This window comes from Rhodococcus sp. AC861, assembly GCF_979256035.1.
The window spans coordinates 1,011,805-1,027,979 of the sequence record NZ_CEEDMW010000001.1; the positions used below are offsets into that span (position 1 = coordinate 1,011,805).

Below are 16,175 nucleotides of genomic sequence, written 5' to 3' on the forward strand. Positions count from 1 at the left end.
CGAGTGACCCGGGCAACACCACGTACTTCATCCGAGGCATGCCCGACGTGCATAGCCGCTTGTCATGTGGATGCCCGACGAGGCGGGGGCGATCGGGAACGAAAAAGTGCCCGATTGTCACGGCAAACGTGACGGACATAATGTGACGAGCGTCTCAGTGATCTTCGAAAGGCAGGCGCATGCAACAGAATTCGATTCTCCTTGATCCGGAACCGACCGCGACGGACCCACTCTTCTCGCCACTCGTGCTCAACATGACACCCGTTCGCAATCGGTTCTATCTGCCGGCGATGCAGCGAGGATCGCGTGGCTATCGGCCGACGGCGGGAATGGCGACGACACTCCGAACCACTGCCGAGCAGGGGCCGGGGGTCATCATCACGGAGGGGGCAGCGCCGGAACATCCTGCGGGATACTGGCAGCCGGCGTTCAGCATCCTGGGCCGCGACACCGCCGACGACTGGGGTCTCGTGGTTCGCGAGGTGCTGGGCACCGGAGACGTCGTGGTGCTCATGCAGCTGTGGCACCCCGGAGCCTTGCGCCTCGTCGTCGACAGCATCGAGAACCCCTATCCTGATCATCCCGCGTGGAGCCCGTCTGGCCTCATCCAGGAGGGACGGCCGAACGGTGTCGCCATGACTCGACGGGACCTCGAGGACACCAAGAACGCCTACGTGGACAGCGCCCGGATCGCGCAGAGTCTCGGTGCACACGGGATCGAGCTCCACTGCGCACACGGGTACCTCCTCGACCTGTTCTTGTGGCACGAGAGCAACATTCGCACCGACGAGTACGGTGGCGACACACTTGCCGAGCGCGCAACCTATCCCGCCGAGATCATCGCAGCTATCCGCGCGGCGACAGGACCCGACTTCATCGTCTCGGTGCGATTCTCACAATGGAAGGAAGTGGACTACGGAGCGAAGATTGCGCAGCACCCGGACGACTTCGGACCGTTCCTCGAGCGCATGGAGCAGGCGGGCGCCAACGTCTTCCACATCTCGGCGCGGCGATTCGACACTCCGGGGTGGCCCGAGTTGGACCCGCGCAGGAGCGTCGCAGCATGGGTGAAGGCCATGACCGACCTTCCGGTCATGACCATCGGAAGTGTCGGTTTGTCCACCGATCTGGCGAGCGACGTCTTCGATGACAAGGACCCGCTCCTTCAGGTCGAGGACGACGTCGTCCGAGTGCGTCAGGGCCTGGAGGCCGGCGACTTCGACATGATCGGCGTCGGGCGCGCCCAGATATCGAACCCCGACTTCGTCGACCGTGTGCGCCGCGGTGATTACGACGGCCTGCGCGAGTTCAGGAAATACCGAGACCTCGCCGAGGCGTACGAAAGCTATTCGCACGAGGGGCAACTCGTCGACCAGTCCAGGAAAGGCGACAGCGACGTTCCAGCTCGCTGACGGCGGTAGAGACCCGAGGCGCTGACCGGTCGACGAGCCGCACCATGGTGTGCGGCTCGTCGATCCGTGTGACGAATACGCGAGAACGTGGCTGCGTTCGCGGTACTGTGCGGACGGATACATGAGGAGGGCCGACCCGTGGGCGTCGACGCAGTCCCCGGTGACGCGTCACCCGTGGACATCATCATGGAGGACATCGCACTCGTACTTCGCGGCGTGTCCGCACCTTCCGAGGAGACCGAGGACTTGTTCCGAAGTCTCGCCTCCGTGCTCACCGAGTTCGACAGGAATAGAAATGTGCCGGTGGTGGGCATCGTCGGGCATGTCGGAAATTACTGGCGGAACTGGCTTCTGGTGATCTCGCGCGTCGGCGCGCTACGCCCCTCGGCCATGCGCCGGCTGCTCGACACGTTGGATCCCACACACCCTCTGTCCCAGAAGATGCTGACCCACAATCTGCGCATGCTCGAGCGTGACGGCATGTACACGCGGACGGTGATCGCCGGCGCGCGCAGGCACGTCGAGTACACCCTGACTCCGCTGGGTTGTGAGTTGTCCGATCTCGTAGTGAACCTGATCGACTGGGGACTCCGGCACACCGATGAGATCGACTGTGCCCGGACGCGTTTCGATCAGACCGCCGAGCACGGCGCACACGAACCGCCCCCGACGTCGTAGTCGGGGGCGGATAGGAGCGTCGGTCAGTGCTCGTACGTGTCCAGATCCCGGTCCTTGCTCTCCTTCGACAGTGCGATGAACACTGCGCTGACGACGGCGAGGCCGATCATGTAAAGGCCCACCAGGAATGTCGAACCGTTCGCGGCGGCTTGAAGAGACACCAGGATCACCGGAGTGAATCCTGCACCCAGCAGCGTGGCGGCCTGGTACCCCAGCGACGCGCCGGTGTACCGCGCGGACGTGCCGAACTGCTCGGCGATGTATGCCGCCATCGGGCCGAACGTCGCGGACTGGACGAGGCTGAAACCGAGCACGAAGGCCAGTGTCACCAGCAGTGCGCTTCCGGAGGACAGCATCGCGAGCACCGGGAAGATCACCACCGCGAACACGCCGAGCCCGGCGAGCATCACCGGTCGACGGCCGACACGGTCGGACAGTCGGGCGAAACCGAGAAGAGCGAAGATTGCCACGAACTGGCACAGGGCGAAACCGAGCAGGACGTCCGACCGGGCCACCCCGGACTTCGTGGCGTGACCGATGGCGAAGGTGGCGAACATGATCTGAATGGCGACGCTGGCCATGCACCCGCCGGCGACGAGGATCAGATTGCGCGGGCGACGGAGAATGCTCACGATCGGCGCGGCCGCACGCGCTCCCGCAGCCTGTGCCGCACTGCGTTCGAGTGCCTCGCGGAACACGGGACTCTCGGAGACCCTGCTGCGAACGAACAGGCCGACGGCGAGAAGGACGGCGGAGAGGAGGAACGGGATCCGCCAACCCCACGCGAGGAAGTCGTCCTCCGGAAGCAGCGCGACGAGAGCGAGGGCGAGGGTTCCCAGCAGCGAGCCGGTCGGTGCGCCTGCGTTGGTGAATGCGGCAGCGAAGCCCCGCCCTCGACCACCGACGTGTTCGAGCGACATCAAGGTCGCGCCACCCCATTCACCGCCGATGGCGATGCCTTGCAGGACGCGGAGCAGAACCAGGATGATCGCTGCCCAGGAACCGATGGCGGTGGCCGGCGGAACCAGTCCGATCAGGAACGACGCCGCGCCCATCACGCTCATCGACACCAGCAGCATCGATTTGCGTCCGTACTTGTCACCGAAGTGGCCGAAGATCGCTCCGCCCAGAGGCCGTGCCAGATAACCGGCCGCGAAGGTGCCGAGTGACGCGATGGTGCCCGCGACGGGTGAGAGGTCGGAGAAGAACACGGGAGCGAAGACGATGGCGGCGGATGTGGCGTAGAGAAGAAAGTCGTAGTACTCGATGGTGCTGCCCAGATAGCTGGACAGAACGACCCGTCTGATCTCGCGGCGTCTCGCGTCGGTCGGTGGAGGCACCAGCGCAGAGTTGTCCGCACCGAGGGTGCGTGGTCGAAGCGGTGTCGGTTCCACGGGAATCGTCATGATGGGTCTTCGGTCCTTCGGTACGGGTGTCGAGGTGGTGTCCGCCGGGGGCGGCCGCTGTGACACGCGGCCACCCCCGGCGGAAGATCGGTCACGCTACAGTGGCGTCGATCTTGTCGTAACGGACTTCGCGAACTCGCTCCATCACCGAGGCGAGCGGCTCCGGCGCGCGTCCGGTGATCTGCTGCACGTGCAAGCTTTGGAGAGCTTGATATCCCTGGGCGAGACCGACTTCCGCGGAGACGAGCTCGTCGCTGGCCCACAGGTGGCCGTCCGGGCTGGGGGGCATGCTCGGGTCGTACGTGCGCGGGATTCCGACCGCGTCGAAGAATGCCAGTCGCTCCTCCTCGGAGACCGGCTTGTACTCGACCGGAGACGAATGCACGTGCGAGGCCATGGCCGCGATCCGGTGGAAGTCGAGTAGCTCGGGACCGGTGATCTCGTAGATCCGTCCGGCATGCGCCGCCGGGTGCATCAGGCATTGCGCGGCGCAGCGTGCGACATCCTCCTTGGCGACCGGAGCGAACATTCCGTCTCCGGTGGCCTGGGACAGGACGCCCGACGGTACTGCCGGTGCGACGAGAATGTTGCTGACGATCTCCGCATACAGGTGATTCCGCATGAAGGTGTACGTGATGCCGGACTCCCGCAGATCGGCTTCTGTCTGCAGATGATCGATGGCCGACAGCGCGGGGTTGCCCGGCTGCACGCCGCCGACCGAGGTGTAGACGATGTGGCCCACACCGGCGTGCTGAGCGGCGGCAATCGCGGCGCGATGTTCCGACACTCGCCTCCCGAGGTTGAGGCCGCTGATGAGGAAGAGCACGTCCCCACCCACGTAGGCCTCCCGAACCGTCGGCGGGTACTGGTAATCGCTGTGCCGGATCTGCACGGTGTCCGAGGCGAAGTCCGCGAGCTTCTCGGGGGTGCGGGTGGTCAGGATGAGCTCGCGATCGGGGTCGGCGTCGAGGAGCAGGCGCGTCACTCTCCTCCCCAGATCGCCCGAGGCTCCGCTGATGATGATTCGACTCATATGCACTCCTTGTGTGGGCGATGGGACTGTGTCGCACCGCAACCGCGTCCGATGTTGTGACGTGCGCTACATACGACCATCGGTCCACGTGTCCGGTCCACCACCAGAATCATGTGGTCGACCATGCACGCCGAGCATCGTGTGGCATGTGTCGGATGCATGGTCCCGCCCAACATTTCGGCGTTGCAGCGTTCTGACGGGCGTCGCATGCTGGGGAAGCCAGACGTGATCGGGGTCACCGAACCCGACGGACACGTCCTCCCGAACGAAAGAGACCCGACATGACCGCCTTCGCCACCCCCGAGCTCGCAGATCTCGACACCGCCGGCGTATCGGACGCAGAGCTGGTGGCACGCGCCACCGCGCTGATCCCGCTCATTCGCGAACACGCCGCCGACGCCACGAAGAATCGCAAGGTCTCGCCCGAGGTGATCGATGCGATCGCCTCGGCCGGCTTGTTCCATGTGATGGTCCCCAAGCGTTGGGGTGGACAGGGTGCGACGTTCAAGACAGCGTGCGACGTGGTCGCCGAGATCGCCCGCGGCGACGGATCGACCGGCTGGGTCACGGCGCTCACTCTGCTCGCGACGGCCTACGGAGCCACCAACACCACCCAGGCGCAGGACGATGTCTTCGGTGCGAACCCCGGTGCGCGCATCTGCGGGATCTTCTCCCCGGGTGACAAGAGCGAGAAGGTCGAGGGCGGATATCTGGTGAGCGGCAAGTGGCCGTATGCCTCCGGTTCGTTCGCGGCCCAGTGGGCGAGCCTCACCATCACTCTCGAAGGTGGCGCACCCGGTATGGCATTGATCCCCGCCGAGGCGTTCACCATCGAGCCCACCTGGTTCGTCGCAGGCATGCAGGGAACCGGTAGCGACACCATCGTGGTCAAGGATCATTTCGTGCCGGAATACCGCGTCCAGCCGGTCGCCGACATGTTCTCGTCCAAGTTCCGCTCACCGTTCACCGAGGAGCACGTCGCCTCGATGCCGTTCAACGCGGTCGCGGCAGGCATCCTCGTCGCGCCTCAGATCGGTCTGGGCCGTCACGCCCTCGAGCTCACCCGTGAGAAGCTGCCGAAGAAGCCCGTTGCCTACACCGCGTACGGCCAGGCAAAGGACTCGCCGACCCACCAGCTGGGTGTGGCGCGCGCTGCCACCAAGCTCCGTCTCGCCGAGCTGCTGCTCGACGCGATGGCGGCGGACATCGATGGCGCCGCAGAAAAGCACGAGCTGCCGAATCCGGAAATTCTTGCGCGCATCCGCAACGACACCGGCGTGGTCGCCGAGTTGGTCAAGGAAGAGATCGACTACCTGCTCACCGCCAACGGCGCCGGCTCGTTCGCCGACGTCAACGTCCTCGGCCGCGTCTGGCGCGACAGCGAGACGGCTGCGCGGCACGCGCTGGTGACGCCCGAGATCGGCCGCGAGGCCTACGGCCGTCAGCTTCTCGGCAACTACGATCCGACGATCGGCTTGTGAGGACGGTGACCGCCGCCGTGGCGCAGACGTTCGCAGGTCAGGCGAATGCCGAGGACTACCGTCACGTTCTGAGCCACGTGCCCACGAGCGTCTCGGTGATCACCGCGATGACCGAGAACGGTCCGGCGGGTATGACCGTCGGAACCTTCACCTCGGTGTCGCTCGACCCGCCCCTGGTCGCCTTCTACGTCGATCTGGGTTCGACTACCTGGCCGGTCCTGGCCGAGGCGGACCACTTCGGGATCAACGTTCTCGGTGCTCACGCCGGCGATCTCTGTCGCGCGTTCGCCCGACGGGGCGCCGAACGCTTCCTGGGGGTCGAGTGGAGTCCGTCCGGACACGGTGTGCCCTGGTTGTCCGACGCCATCGTCTCGATCGACTGCAGTCCGCACTCGGTGGACCGCATCGGTGATCACCTGCACGTGGTGGGTCGAGTGGAAGCCATCGCGCAGCAGCGTCCCGACGAACCATTGATCTTTCTGCGAGGTGGTTTCGTGGACATGTCGGCCATCGCGGACCGAGGTGTCGACCGATGATCGCCGAGCACGTGGAGATCCGGGTCAGGGAGGGGTGTGCCGGCGACCTCGAGAGCGGGTTCGACGAGATCCGCACTCTGCTGCTGGCCGCACCGGGATGCTCCGACGCGGCGCTCGCCGCCAGCGTCGATCGTCAGGACACGTACCTGCTGACCGCGCGGTGGGCACGGCTCGAGGACCACACCGAGACGTTCGCAGGTTCGGAGTCCGGCGCTCGTGTGCGCCGCATCCTGGAGCCGCTCTGCGCAGAGATGCCGCGGGTGACGCACTACTGCTGCTGAGTCATGAGCCACTCGGCTACTCGCGCCCCTGCCATATTTTCACGCTATGGCAGGGGCGCTTTATTGATATTTGTCAAATGGTTGGAGCCGGCGAAGACTGTGTTCCACGCCATAAATTTTCGACCGAGTGAGGATGTTCGCCATGATCGACGTCACTGTTGATTTCGCCCGATGTGATGCCAACGGCACGTGTGCCGCGCTGATGCCCGACGTGTTCCGTATCGGCGACGACGGATTGTTGGTCCAGCTCGCAGAGTCCGTGCCGGACGATCGAGACCAGGACCTCGACGAAGCGATTCTCTGCTGCCCGATGGGAGCGATCTCGCGCTCATGACGACCTCACACGCTCTGGATCCGTTCGCACCCGATTCGCCCACCCATTCCGGTGGCGCAGCCGATGGCCAGTCGGTCATCCGCGGCGAGTACGGATACGCCGTCCTCGACTTCGCGCTCGCGACCACCGTTCTGCGCGACATGCGCTTCGTCAACGCTGCGCTGACGCTCATGGAACAGTTCGGCATCACCGACGGTCCGGTCCACGATTTCCGGGCCCGCAGCCTCATCATGGCCGAGGGCGCACGGCACATTCGGCTGCGGACCCCGCTCGCCCGATTCATGGGCCCGACGATGGTCGAGGACATTCGCGTCGAACTCCGCACAATCCTCGCGGACATCGATCCGGGTGGCCGGTCCGACGGCCCGGTCGACTTCAACGAGACCGTGGCGCGGAAGATCCCGGCGCGGGTCTACTGCCTCCTCGCCGGAGCGCCCGCCGAGGACGCACCTCTGGTCGCCAGGTTGTCCGCGGGCACTCTCGCGCTGCTGCAACGAGATCCGAGTCTGAAGGACTCGATCTTGCAGTCCTACGACGAACTGTTCGCATACCTGACCTCGCTCATTGCACGCAAGCGCGAACAGGGACTGGGCAACGACATGCTCTCGTTCCTCATCGGCCAGGAGATCGAGGGAAAGCTCGATGCCGAGGAGTTGCTGAGCGAGGCGACGGCGATGCTCGAGGCCAGTTCGGTGAACACCTCCCACCAGACTGCTCTCGTCGTGTGGACACTCCTGCGGGAGCGGGAGACGTGGAAGCGCTTGCAGGAGGACCGATCCCTGATTCCTGCCGCGGTCGTCGAGGCATGCCGGCTCTACCCCCGTCCCGGCATCGTCAGCAAGATCGCATCCGAGGACATCGACATCGCCGGCACGACCGTCCCGGCCGGATCCGATGTCCATGTCGCGGTGTGGTCGGCCAATCGCGATCCCGAACGCTTTCCGAACCCGGATGCCTTCGACATCGATCGTGAACGCGTGCAACCACTGACCTTCAGTACAGGTCTGCACGGATGCCTCGGACAGAGCCTTGCCAAGGTGGAGATGGAGGAGGTGGTGGGCTTCCTGCTCGACCGCTACCCCGATGCGACGGTGGTCGACGAGGGGACACGCATCGGACATGCCGGCGGACGCTGGCTCGTCGACTCGCTCGCCGTCGACCTCGGACCCGCACGCGCCGGCCGATCTGTCGCGGAGGCCACGCCGTGACCGCGGCAGCGCAGACGATCACCGAACACCTTGCGGCGCAGTGGGCAGACACGACGTACGACGATCTCCCGCGCGATGTCGTCGACGCCGTCAAGGACCACATCCTCGACACGCTGGCCGTCGCGCTCGTGGGTGCGAGCACACCCGAGGTGACGGCCGTGATCGACGCGTCCGTGTCGTTCTCGTCCTCGCCCACGGGATCCGTCGTCTGGGGGACCGGACACCGGTTCACCCCCGCGCACGCCGCCCTGGTCAACGGTACGTCGGCGCATGCCCGCGATTTCGACGACGGTGGCGGCGCGGGCCACGCCGGCTCGACGGTGCTACCTGCCGCACTGGCCGTCGGTGAACATGCCGGATCGACCGGGCGACAGGTGATCACCGCGGTCGTCGCGGGTTACGACGTGGGGTATCGCGCACTGCAATCGCTCGGTGGTTTCGCCGCGCACACCGATCGCGGCTGGCACACCAGCGGCACGATGGGCAGCCTCGGCGCAGCCGCAGCGGCGGCGTCGCTTCTCGGCGCCGACCGCGGAGCCTATGCCGACGCTCTCGGGATCGCGGGATCGTTCACCGGAGGTGTGTGGGCGTTCATCGACGACGGTGCGCTGACGAAACGTATCCACCCGGGCAAGGCCGGTGAGACCGGCGTCGACGCCGCGGTCCTGGCCGTCGGAGGCATCACCGGACCTCGGCGCATCTTCGAAGCCGAGTGGGGCGGCCTGCACTCGGTTCTCGCCGACGGGATCGGCCATCCCGAGCGCGCACTGCGGGATCTGGGTGTCGACTTCAACGTCGCGACCTCCTATCTCAAGCCGTACGCGTGCTGCCGCGGGAGCCACTCCGCCGTCGACGCGGTGCGGAGGTTGATCGCCGAACGCGGCCTCACTCCGGAGAACGTCCGGTCGGTGACGATCACCGCCGGCACCACCGCGGTGAACATGCTGTCGGTCTCGCCGATCGAGAACGTCTTCGACGCCCAGTTCAGCCTTCCTTACGCTGTCGCTCTCGCGCTGTGTGGCAGCGACCTCGGGCTTGCCGACTACGACCCGCCCCGTCACGGCGAGGCACGGATCGCCGATCTTCTGACGGCGATCTCGATGGAGGTGGACGACTCCATCGAGATCGAGGACGGTCCTCGGCTGTCCTTCGTGCTCACCGACGGCGAGACGATCACCGTGGACGCCGGAAACCCCACCAACGCAAGCGGATCCGCGGTGCGCCCGCTCTCCCACGACGAGGTCGTCGCCAAGGCTACGTCGGTGCTCCGCCCACTGGGCGGGGACATTGCGTCTCGCCTGGTCACTGCCGTGGAGAACCTCGACGACGCTCCCTACCTCACCGAACTCCTCGCCGTGCTGGCGGCCGAAAGGGTACCCACATCATGACCACGCCCGAGACGATCGCGCGGACCGAGGTGATCTCGGCCGAACCGGTCGAGTCGATGGCCGCCCTTCTCGACATCGACGTTCCCCACGCACTCGGTGACACCGTGCCGCCGATCTGGCACTGGCTGCACCTGCTTCCTCGTGACCCGCATGCAGACCTGGGTGAAGACGGACACCCGCTGACGGGGATCCCGGCACCGCCCGGTGGTGGTCGCCGACGCATGTTCGGAGGAGGTCGCGTGACGACCTTCGGGGAACTGCGGATCGGCGAGTCCGCGACGAAGGTGACCTCCATCGCGAAGTCGGTGGACAAGGTCGGCCGAACCGGCGCGCTGACGCTCACCACCGTGCTCCAGGAGATCACGCAGAACGGCGCACTGGTCATCCGCGAGGAACAGGACATCGTCTACCGGGAGGGTGGTTCTGCGCCCCTTCCGACACCCGCTCCTGCGGTCGATCCGCTGCGTGAGCCGTCGCTGTCCCTCACGGTGAACGAGGCGCTGCTGTTCCGATTCTCGGCGTTGACCTACAACGCGCACCGCATTCACTACGACCTCGACTGGTGCCGCCGAGAGGGATACGACGGGCTGGTGATCCACGGACCACTGCTCGCGTTCCTGATGGCCGATCACATGCGTCGCCAGGGAATCTCGCTGCTGAACCGGACGTTCGGGTACCGACTGGTCTCACCGATGACGCGGCCGCAGACAGTCACCGTGACCCCCGATGCCGACGGTCTCCAGGTCGGCGCCGAAGCGCGCAGCGCCGCGGGTGTCGTGTGCGCGGTGGGCACGCTGTCCGACGGGCCGCAGCGATGAGCGCCGAGACCGACGTTCTGATCGTGGGCGGGTCCGTGGCTGCGGTCCGTGCGGCCGAGGCGATCTCGCGGCACGCGCCTGCGATTCGAGTGACGATGGTCAGCGACGAGCCGCACCTTCCGTACGAGCGGCCACCACTGTCGAAGACCGCACTCGACGGCACCCTCGACCTCTCGGCATTGACCTACCCCTCCGTCGCAGGTCTACGCGAGCACGGAGTGGAGTTCGTGACGGATACCCGAGTCACCTCTCTCGATGTCGAGGACCGCACGGTCTCCACGACCGCCGGTGACATCACGTACGGCGCAGCGATTCTGGCCACCGGATGCGAACCGATCTTTCCGCCGATGTTCCGACAGCTCCCCGACGTGTTCGTGCTGAGGCGCTTCCAGGACGCTGTCGCCCTCCGCGCCGCGGTGGCGGATCGACGAAAGTCGGTGGCCGTCATCGGGGCCGGCTTCATCGGTGGGGAATTCGCCGCCACGCTGGCGACGGTCGGACGACCCGTCACCATCGTCGATCTCGCTACGAAACCTCTGGGCCGGTTCGGGGACCCGGTGGCTTCCGAATACGCGGCGCTGCATCGAGATTCCGGTGTGACACTCGTACTCGGGGACGCGGTGACCGGAGTGGAGGACGCCGAGGCCGGCAGAGTGCTCCGCCTGGCCAGCGGTGCCACCGTCCCGGCCGACGTCATCCTTCTCGGCATCGGTGTGCGACCGTCCACCGGGTGGATGGAGAACTCAGGACTGACGCTGGACAACGGTGTGGTGTGCGACTCGACGCTGCGTGCGGCGGACGGTGTGTACGCGGCCGGCGACGTGGTCACCTGGCCCAACGAGCGATTCGGTGCGACGATGCGCATCGAGCACTGGACCAACGCGGCCGAGCAGGGCCGCGCGGCCGGAATCAACGCGGCCAACGCCGTGACGGGTCTGGCCCCGATCGACTGTGTCACCGTGCCCTACTTCTGGTCCGATCAGCACGGTGTCCGCATCCAGTTCTCGGGATTCATCCGAGGTGACGAGGAGATCGTCGAGTGCCCGGGTCCGGGCGGATCCCTGTACCTGTACGCCGGCGGCGACACGCTCCACGGTGTGCTGGCGTTCGAGCGGCGCGCCGAGTTCGTGAAGATCCGGGCGATGCTCCGTCGTGAGACGACGGTCGGTGCGGCCCGCGACATCCTGTCCGTCGGAGCCTGACCGTGTCAGTCCGTCGACGGCTGCGCCGCCGAACTGCCGTCGCCGCGGCGATGAAGTACATCGACGAACTGTGCGGCGACAGGGGTGATGACGCCTCCCCTCCGGGTCACGACGCCGAGCGGCAGATCCGGCCAGCCACCCTGCACCTCGACCGCCACCACGCCCGGATGATGCTCTGCCAGAACGGTACTGATGACGGAGATTCCTACGCCTGCGGCGACGAGACCTGCTGCGGTCTCGACGGTGGGGACGGATACGACCGACTCCGGGCTGCCGCCGACGGCGGCGAATCTGTCGTCGATCAGTCGGGACAGGCTACGTGCCCCTGGCACCCGGGACGGAAGTATCCACCGCTCGCCCCGCAGTTCCTCGAGAGCAACCCGCTTCCGTGCGGCGAGGGGCGACGACCCCGACACCACCAGCGTCAGTGGCGAGTGCGCGATGATCGTCGTGTCGAAGGCGACGTCGTTCACCGTGGGCAGTGGTTCTTCCACCAGGACGGGAACGACGGCAAGATCGAGGTAGCCGTCCGCCAGGTTCTCGAGCAGAACCAGAGGATTGGCGTCGGCGAGTTCGAACGTGATGCGCGGATACTCTGCCAGGAAGTCGGATACCGCGCTGTTGACCATGTGCCACAACCCGATCGGTTCCGCGCCGATACGGAGTTCGCCGTCCAATCCCTGCCCCATGGACCTGAGCGCCGCCGTGATGCGCTGCTCCTCGGCCACGAGTCGCCTGCCCGCGTTCTGCAGGTAGCGCCCGGCGTCGGTGAGGGTCACGCCGCGCGGATGGCGCTCGAGAAGCCGGACGGCGAGCTCGGACTCCAGTTTGGTCATCGCAGAGCTGAGCGGGGGCTGCGACAGATGCAGGATACGTGCCGCCTCGGTGATGGATCCGGCATCCGCAACGGCGAGAAAGTAAGTGACGCTCCGGATGTCCATGCGCCGAGTGTATGGCAGGGCCACCGCAATGGTATTGGCCTTTCGGGGACGAGTGCAGGATCGTGAACAACCAGGCGAGTGATGGAGGAACAGTGTCCGAAGATCAGCAGGTGACAGTGATCGGGGCCGGCCCGACGGGGCTCCTGACCGCCCTCGGCCTGGCTCGACAGGGCGTCACGGTCACGGTCGTCGAGCGGGCGCCGGGTCTGCAGGACACACCGCGGGCCATCGTGTACCACTGGTCCACCCTGGACGGCTTGGCGCGACTCGATCTCCTCGACGACGCCGGTCGTGCCGGATTCTTCAAGCAGGACTACGCCTATCGAGTCCGTGCCACCGGCGAGATCATCTCGTACGGACTCGCGGCGCTCGACGGGAAGGTCGAGAGACCCCACAACCTGCACCTCGGTCAGGGCGCCCTCGCCGCGGTCGTGCTCGGCAGACTCGAGGCCTTCGACAACGTCCGGGTGCTGTGGGGCCACGAGGTCACCGCGATCGAGCAGGACGCGACCGGAGTGAACGTCACGGTGCGCGGTGCCGACTCGGAGGAAGTCCTGCGCTCGGAGTGGCTCGTCGGTGCCGACGGGGCCGGATCGGCCGTCCGGCGACTGTCGGGACTCGAGTTCGAGGGTATGACATGGCCGGAACGGTTCGTCGCCACCAACATTCGCTTCCCCGACGACCGTGAGGGATGGGCGCAGTCCACCTTCTACCTCGACGACGTGTACGGCGCGATCATCGCCAAGATCGACGAGTCGGGTGATCACGGGCTGTGGCGGTACACGTACATGGAGGACGCGGATCTTCCCGCGGATTCGATCGACGACCGCATGCCACGCTTCCTGTCCGCGGTGTTCGGGCACGAGGTGGCCGACCGGATCGAGGTCGTCGCCACGTCCCCGTACCGGATGCATCAACGCGCCGCATCCGCCTTCCGGGTGGGCCGGGTATTGCTCGCCGGTGACGCCGCGCACGCGACGAACCCGACGGGTGGACTCGGACTGACCATGGGCCTGTTCGACGCCTACTCGCTCATCGAAGGTCTGGGTGCTGTCGTCACCGGTCGAGCGAGCGACGACGTTCTCGACGAGTATGCGCGACAACGACGGTCGGCCTTCGTCGACAAGGCGAGTCCGCGCGCATCGTCGAACAAGAAGCTGCTGTTCCACTCGTCCGATCCCGTGCAGCGAGATCGGGATCTGGACATGTTCCGCCGGATGTCGCGGGACCGCGAGTTCGCGGCCGACGTCCTGTATTTCACCAAGACCCTCGAAAGTCCGTCGCTGCTCTCCGTGTAGCGCGACCACCACCCGAAACGAAGGTGTACCACCATGAATCCTCTCGACGGACTCACGATCGTGTCGCTGGAACAGGCCGTCGCGGCGCCCTTCGCCACGCGGCAGCTCGCTGATCTCGGCGCCCGCGTCATCAAGATCGAGCGACCCGGCGTGGGCGACTTCGCCCGTGGCTACGACGAGACCGTGCACGGGCTGGCCAGTCACTTCGTGTGGCTGAATCGTTCGAAGGAATCCGTGGCGCTCGACCTCAAGTCGGACGAGGGGCGTGCGGCGGTCCACGCGCTCGTCGGTCAGGCCGACATCTTCGTGCAGAACCTCGCCCCGGGTGCTGCCGAGCGGCTGGGGCTCGGTGCCGAGGATCTGCGTGCCCGCCACCCCCGGCTCATCCACGTCTCGATCTCCGGGTACGGACGCGGCGGACCGTACTCGTCGAAGAAGGCGTACGACCTGCTCGTGCAGTGCGAGGCCGGTCTCGTCTCGATCACCGGAACGCAGGACGAGCCGTCGAAAGTCGGAATCTCCATCGCGGACATAGCATCCGGGATGTACGCCTACTCCGGCGTCCTGACCGCGGTGATCCGCCGCGACCGCACAGGTGAGGGCGCCACCATCGAGGTGTCCATGCTCGAAGCGCTCGCCGAGTGGATGGGGTTCCCCCTCAACTACGCCATGTACGGCGGAACATCTCCGTCGAGGACCGGCGCCAGGCACGCGGCGATCGCCCCGTACGGGCCCTTCACCTGTGGGGACGCGAACGAGGTATTCCTGGGTATCCAGAACGAGCGCGAATGGGCGACGTTCTGCGACGTCATCCTCGACACCCCGGCGCTGGCACACGACCCGCGGTTCCTCCGCAACTCGAGCCGGGTCGAGAACAACGCCGAGTTGCGCAGTGCTATCGAGGCCGTCTTCAACTCCGACACAGCGGAATCGGTGGCGGAGAAATTGGAGCAGGCGGGTATCGCGAACGCGCTGCTGCGTACGATGGACGGCCTTGCGGCGCACCCGCAGCTCGCCGCCCGAGATCGGTGGCGGACCTACGATTCGCCGGCCGGCCCGCTGCGTGCGCTGGTACCGCCGGTCACGATGTCGGACGCGGCGCCGGTCATGGGCGCAATTCCCGAGGTGGGCCAGCACACCGACGCCGTGCTCGCGGAGTTCGGCATCGCGTCACCGGTCGCAACCGGTGCGTGACGTGAGGCCCGATCGACCGTCGGTCGACCACGCCTCCATATTCCTCTTCGTTCCCGGAGATCGCCCCGAGCGGTTCGACAAAGCCGCGCGCGCCGGCGCCGACATGGTCATCCTCGATCTCGAGGACGCCGTGGCAGAGGAGGCGAAAGCCGCAGCGCGCACACACGTGGTGCGCTGGCTGTCGGAGGGCGGAATCGGCTGTGTCCGGGTCAATGCCGTCACGAGCGATCATCACCACGACGACATCGAAGCTCTGTCCGACGTTGCGGGCCTGTGCAGCGTGATGGTTCCGAAGGCGGACGTCACCGTGGACTGGGCCGGAATCGAGCGGAGCGTGCGCGGACAGGCCGTCGCGCTGGTCGAGACGGCCGCGGGCCTGGACTGCGCGGCTGCTCTCGCGCGCGACCCGGACGTGGCGCGGCTGGCGTTCGGCCACCTGGACTACGCCGTCGATCTCGGCGCCGAACCGTCTCGGGCGGCGATGATGCACGCCCGGTCCCGGTTGGTCCTGGCATCGAGAGTGGGCGGCAAGCCCCCGCCGATCGACGGAGTCACCACAGCGCTCGGCGACGTGAGTGCTCTCACCGACGACATCAGGCATGCGCAGGAGATGGGTATGGGCGGCAAACTCTTGATTCATCCGTCGCAGGTCGACCCGGCCAGGCGCGCGTTCGCGCCCTCCGACGATCAGGTGGAGACCGCGCGCAGGATCGTCGCGGTTGCCCTGTCGGGGGCTGCCGTGAAGGTCGACGGGTTCATGGTGGACGCGCCAGTGCTTGCTCGCGCTCACCGCGTCCTGCACTCCGCCGGCGTGGCTTCCGCGCCGTCTTCGGCCGGATAGCGCGAGCGCCGGAACTGCAGTGATACGCCGCAAGCATGGTGGCCGGGAACATCCTGGCATTGCAGCGACTGTGTGCCGGCGCACAGACTGGACAGTGACCGGAGTCTCACTCCACGGTCGTCGC

General features: G+C 66.5%; 16 protein-coding genes. 13 read left to right on the forward strand and 3 right to left on the reverse strand.

The window, feature by feature from the left end; translation table 11 throughout:
- Nucleotides 1-179: 179 nt before the first annotated feature.
- Nucleotides 180-1,412 (forward strand): oxidoreductase, encoded by a 1,233-nt coding sequence (locus AC0IX4_RS04860; protein ID WP_471828236.1) that lies wholly within the window; start codon nt 180-182, stop codon nt 1,410-1,412.
- Between the two features lie 138 nt (nt 1,413-1,550).
- A complete protein-coding gene (locus AC0IX4_RS04865; RefSeq protein ID WP_231568663.1) occupies nt 1,551-2,090 on the forward strand; it encodes a winged helix-turn-helix transcriptional regulator in 540 nt (179 codons plus the stop codon).
- Nucleotides 2,091-2,113: 23 nt separating this feature from the next.
- On the opposite strand, the gene AC0IX4_RS04870 is transcribed toward AC0IX4_RS04865, so the two are convergent.
- Complete coding sequence (locus AC0IX4_RS04870) at nt 2,114-3,496, reverse strand: MFS transporter (RefSeq protein ID WP_471828237.1); 1,383 nt, start codon at nt 3,494-3,496, stop codon at nt 2,114-2,116.
- Nucleotides 3,497-3,587: 91 nt separating this feature from the next.
- Nucleotides 3,588-4,529 (reverse strand): NAD(P)H-binding protein, encoded by a 942-nt coding sequence (locus tag AC0IX4_RS04875; protein WP_042574425.1) that lies wholly within the window; start codon nt 4,527-4,529, stop codon nt 3,588-3,590.
- 281 nt (nt 4,530-4,810) lie between these two features.
- Here AC0IX4_RS04875 and AC0IX4_RS04880 point away from each other — a divergent pair, with 281 nt between their 5' ends.
- The 8 genes from AC0IX4_RS04880 (at nt 4,811) to AC0IX4_RS04915 (ending at nt 11,777) form a co-directional block, all read left to right on the forward strand.
- A complete protein-coding gene (locus tag AC0IX4_RS04880) occupies nt 4,811-6,010 on the forward strand; it encodes an acyl-CoA dehydrogenase family protein (protein ID WP_042574426.1) in 1,200 nt (399 codons plus the stop codon).
- A complete protein-coding gene (locus tag AC0IX4_RS04885) occupies nt 6,007-6,546 on the forward strand; it encodes a flavin reductase family protein (protein WP_471828238.1) in 540 nt (179 codons plus the stop codon). Before AC0IX4_RS04880 ends, AC0IX4_RS04885 begins: the two co-directional genes overlap by 4 nt.
- Nucleotides 6,543-6,827 (forward strand): antibiotic biosynthesis monooxygenase family protein, encoded by a 285-nt coding sequence (locus tag AC0IX4_RS04890; RefSeq protein ID WP_042574427.1) that lies wholly within the window; start codon nt 6,543-6,545, stop codon nt 6,825-6,827. The genes AC0IX4_RS04885 and AC0IX4_RS04890 overlap by 4 nt, the downstream gene beginning before the upstream one ends.
- 142 nt (nt 6,828-6,969) lie before the next feature.
- Entirely contained in the window at nt 6,970-7,161 is a 192-nt protein-coding gene (locus tag AC0IX4_RS04895) for a ferredoxin (protein ID WP_042574547.1), read from the forward strand.
- On the forward strand, nt 7,158-8,369 hold the full coding sequence (locus AC0IX4_RS04900; protein WP_471828239.1) for a cytochrome P450: 1,212 nt from the start codon (nt 7,158-7,160) through the stop codon (nt 8,367-8,369). The genes AC0IX4_RS04895 and AC0IX4_RS04900 overlap by 4 nt, the downstream gene beginning before the upstream one ends.
- Nucleotides 8,366-9,757 (forward strand): MmgE/PrpD family protein, encoded by a 1,392-nt coding sequence (locus tag AC0IX4_RS04905; protein ID WP_471828240.1) that lies wholly within the window; start codon nt 8,366-8,368, stop codon nt 9,755-9,757. Before AC0IX4_RS04900 ends, AC0IX4_RS04905 begins: the two co-directional genes overlap by 4 nt.
- Entirely contained in the window at nt 9,754-10,575 is an 822-nt protein-coding gene (locus AC0IX4_RS04910) for an FAS1-like dehydratase domain-containing protein (protein ID WP_471828241.1), read from the forward strand. Before AC0IX4_RS04905 ends, AC0IX4_RS04910 begins: the two co-directional genes overlap by 4 nt.
- Nucleotides 10,572-11,777, forward strand: coding sequence for an NAD(P)/FAD-dependent oxidoreductase (locus tag AC0IX4_RS04915; protein ID WP_471828242.1), 1,206 nt, complete (start codon nt 10,572-10,574; stop codon nt 11,775-11,777). Before AC0IX4_RS04910 ends, AC0IX4_RS04915 begins: the two co-directional genes overlap by 4 nt.
- A gap of 5 nt (nt 11,778-11,782) precedes the next feature.
- On the opposite strand, the gene AC0IX4_RS04920 is transcribed toward AC0IX4_RS04915, so the two are convergent.
- Nucleotides 11,783-12,718, reverse strand: a complete 936-nt coding sequence (locus tag AC0IX4_RS04920; protein WP_056070646.1) for a LysR family transcriptional regulator — start codon at nt 12,716-12,718, stop codon at nt 11,783-11,785.
- A 92-nt stretch (nt 12,719-12,810) separates the two neighbouring features.
- On the opposite strand from AC0IX4_RS04920, the gene AC0IX4_RS04925 reads away from it, so the two are divergent.
- Genes AC0IX4_RS04925 through AC0IX4_RS04935 form a run of 3 tightly spaced genes read left to right on the forward strand, consistent with a single transcriptional unit; the run spans nt 12,811 to nt 16,051 of the window.
- Nucleotides 12,811-14,016 carry an FAD-dependent oxidoreductase gene (locus tag AC0IX4_RS04925; protein ID WP_042574433.1) on the forward strand — a complete coding sequence of 402 codons (1,206 nt, stop codon included), beginning with the start codon at nt 12,811-12,813 and terminating at the stop codon, nt 14,014-14,016.
- Nucleotides 14,017-14,049: 33 nt separating this feature from the next.
- Nucleotides 14,050-15,210 (forward strand): CaiB/BaiF CoA transferase family protein, encoded by a 1,161-nt coding sequence (locus AC0IX4_RS04930; protein WP_471828243.1) that lies wholly within the window; start codon nt 14,050-14,052, stop codon nt 15,208-15,210.
- A 1-nt stretch (nt 15,211) separates the two neighbouring features.
- Nucleotides 15,212-16,051 carry an HpcH/HpaI aldolase/citrate lyase family protein gene (locus AC0IX4_RS04935; protein WP_471828244.1) on the forward strand — a complete coding sequence of 280 codons (840 nt, stop codon included), beginning with the start codon at nt 15,212-15,214 and terminating at the stop codon, nt 16,049-16,051.
- Nucleotides 16,052-16,175 lie beyond the last annotated feature (124 nt).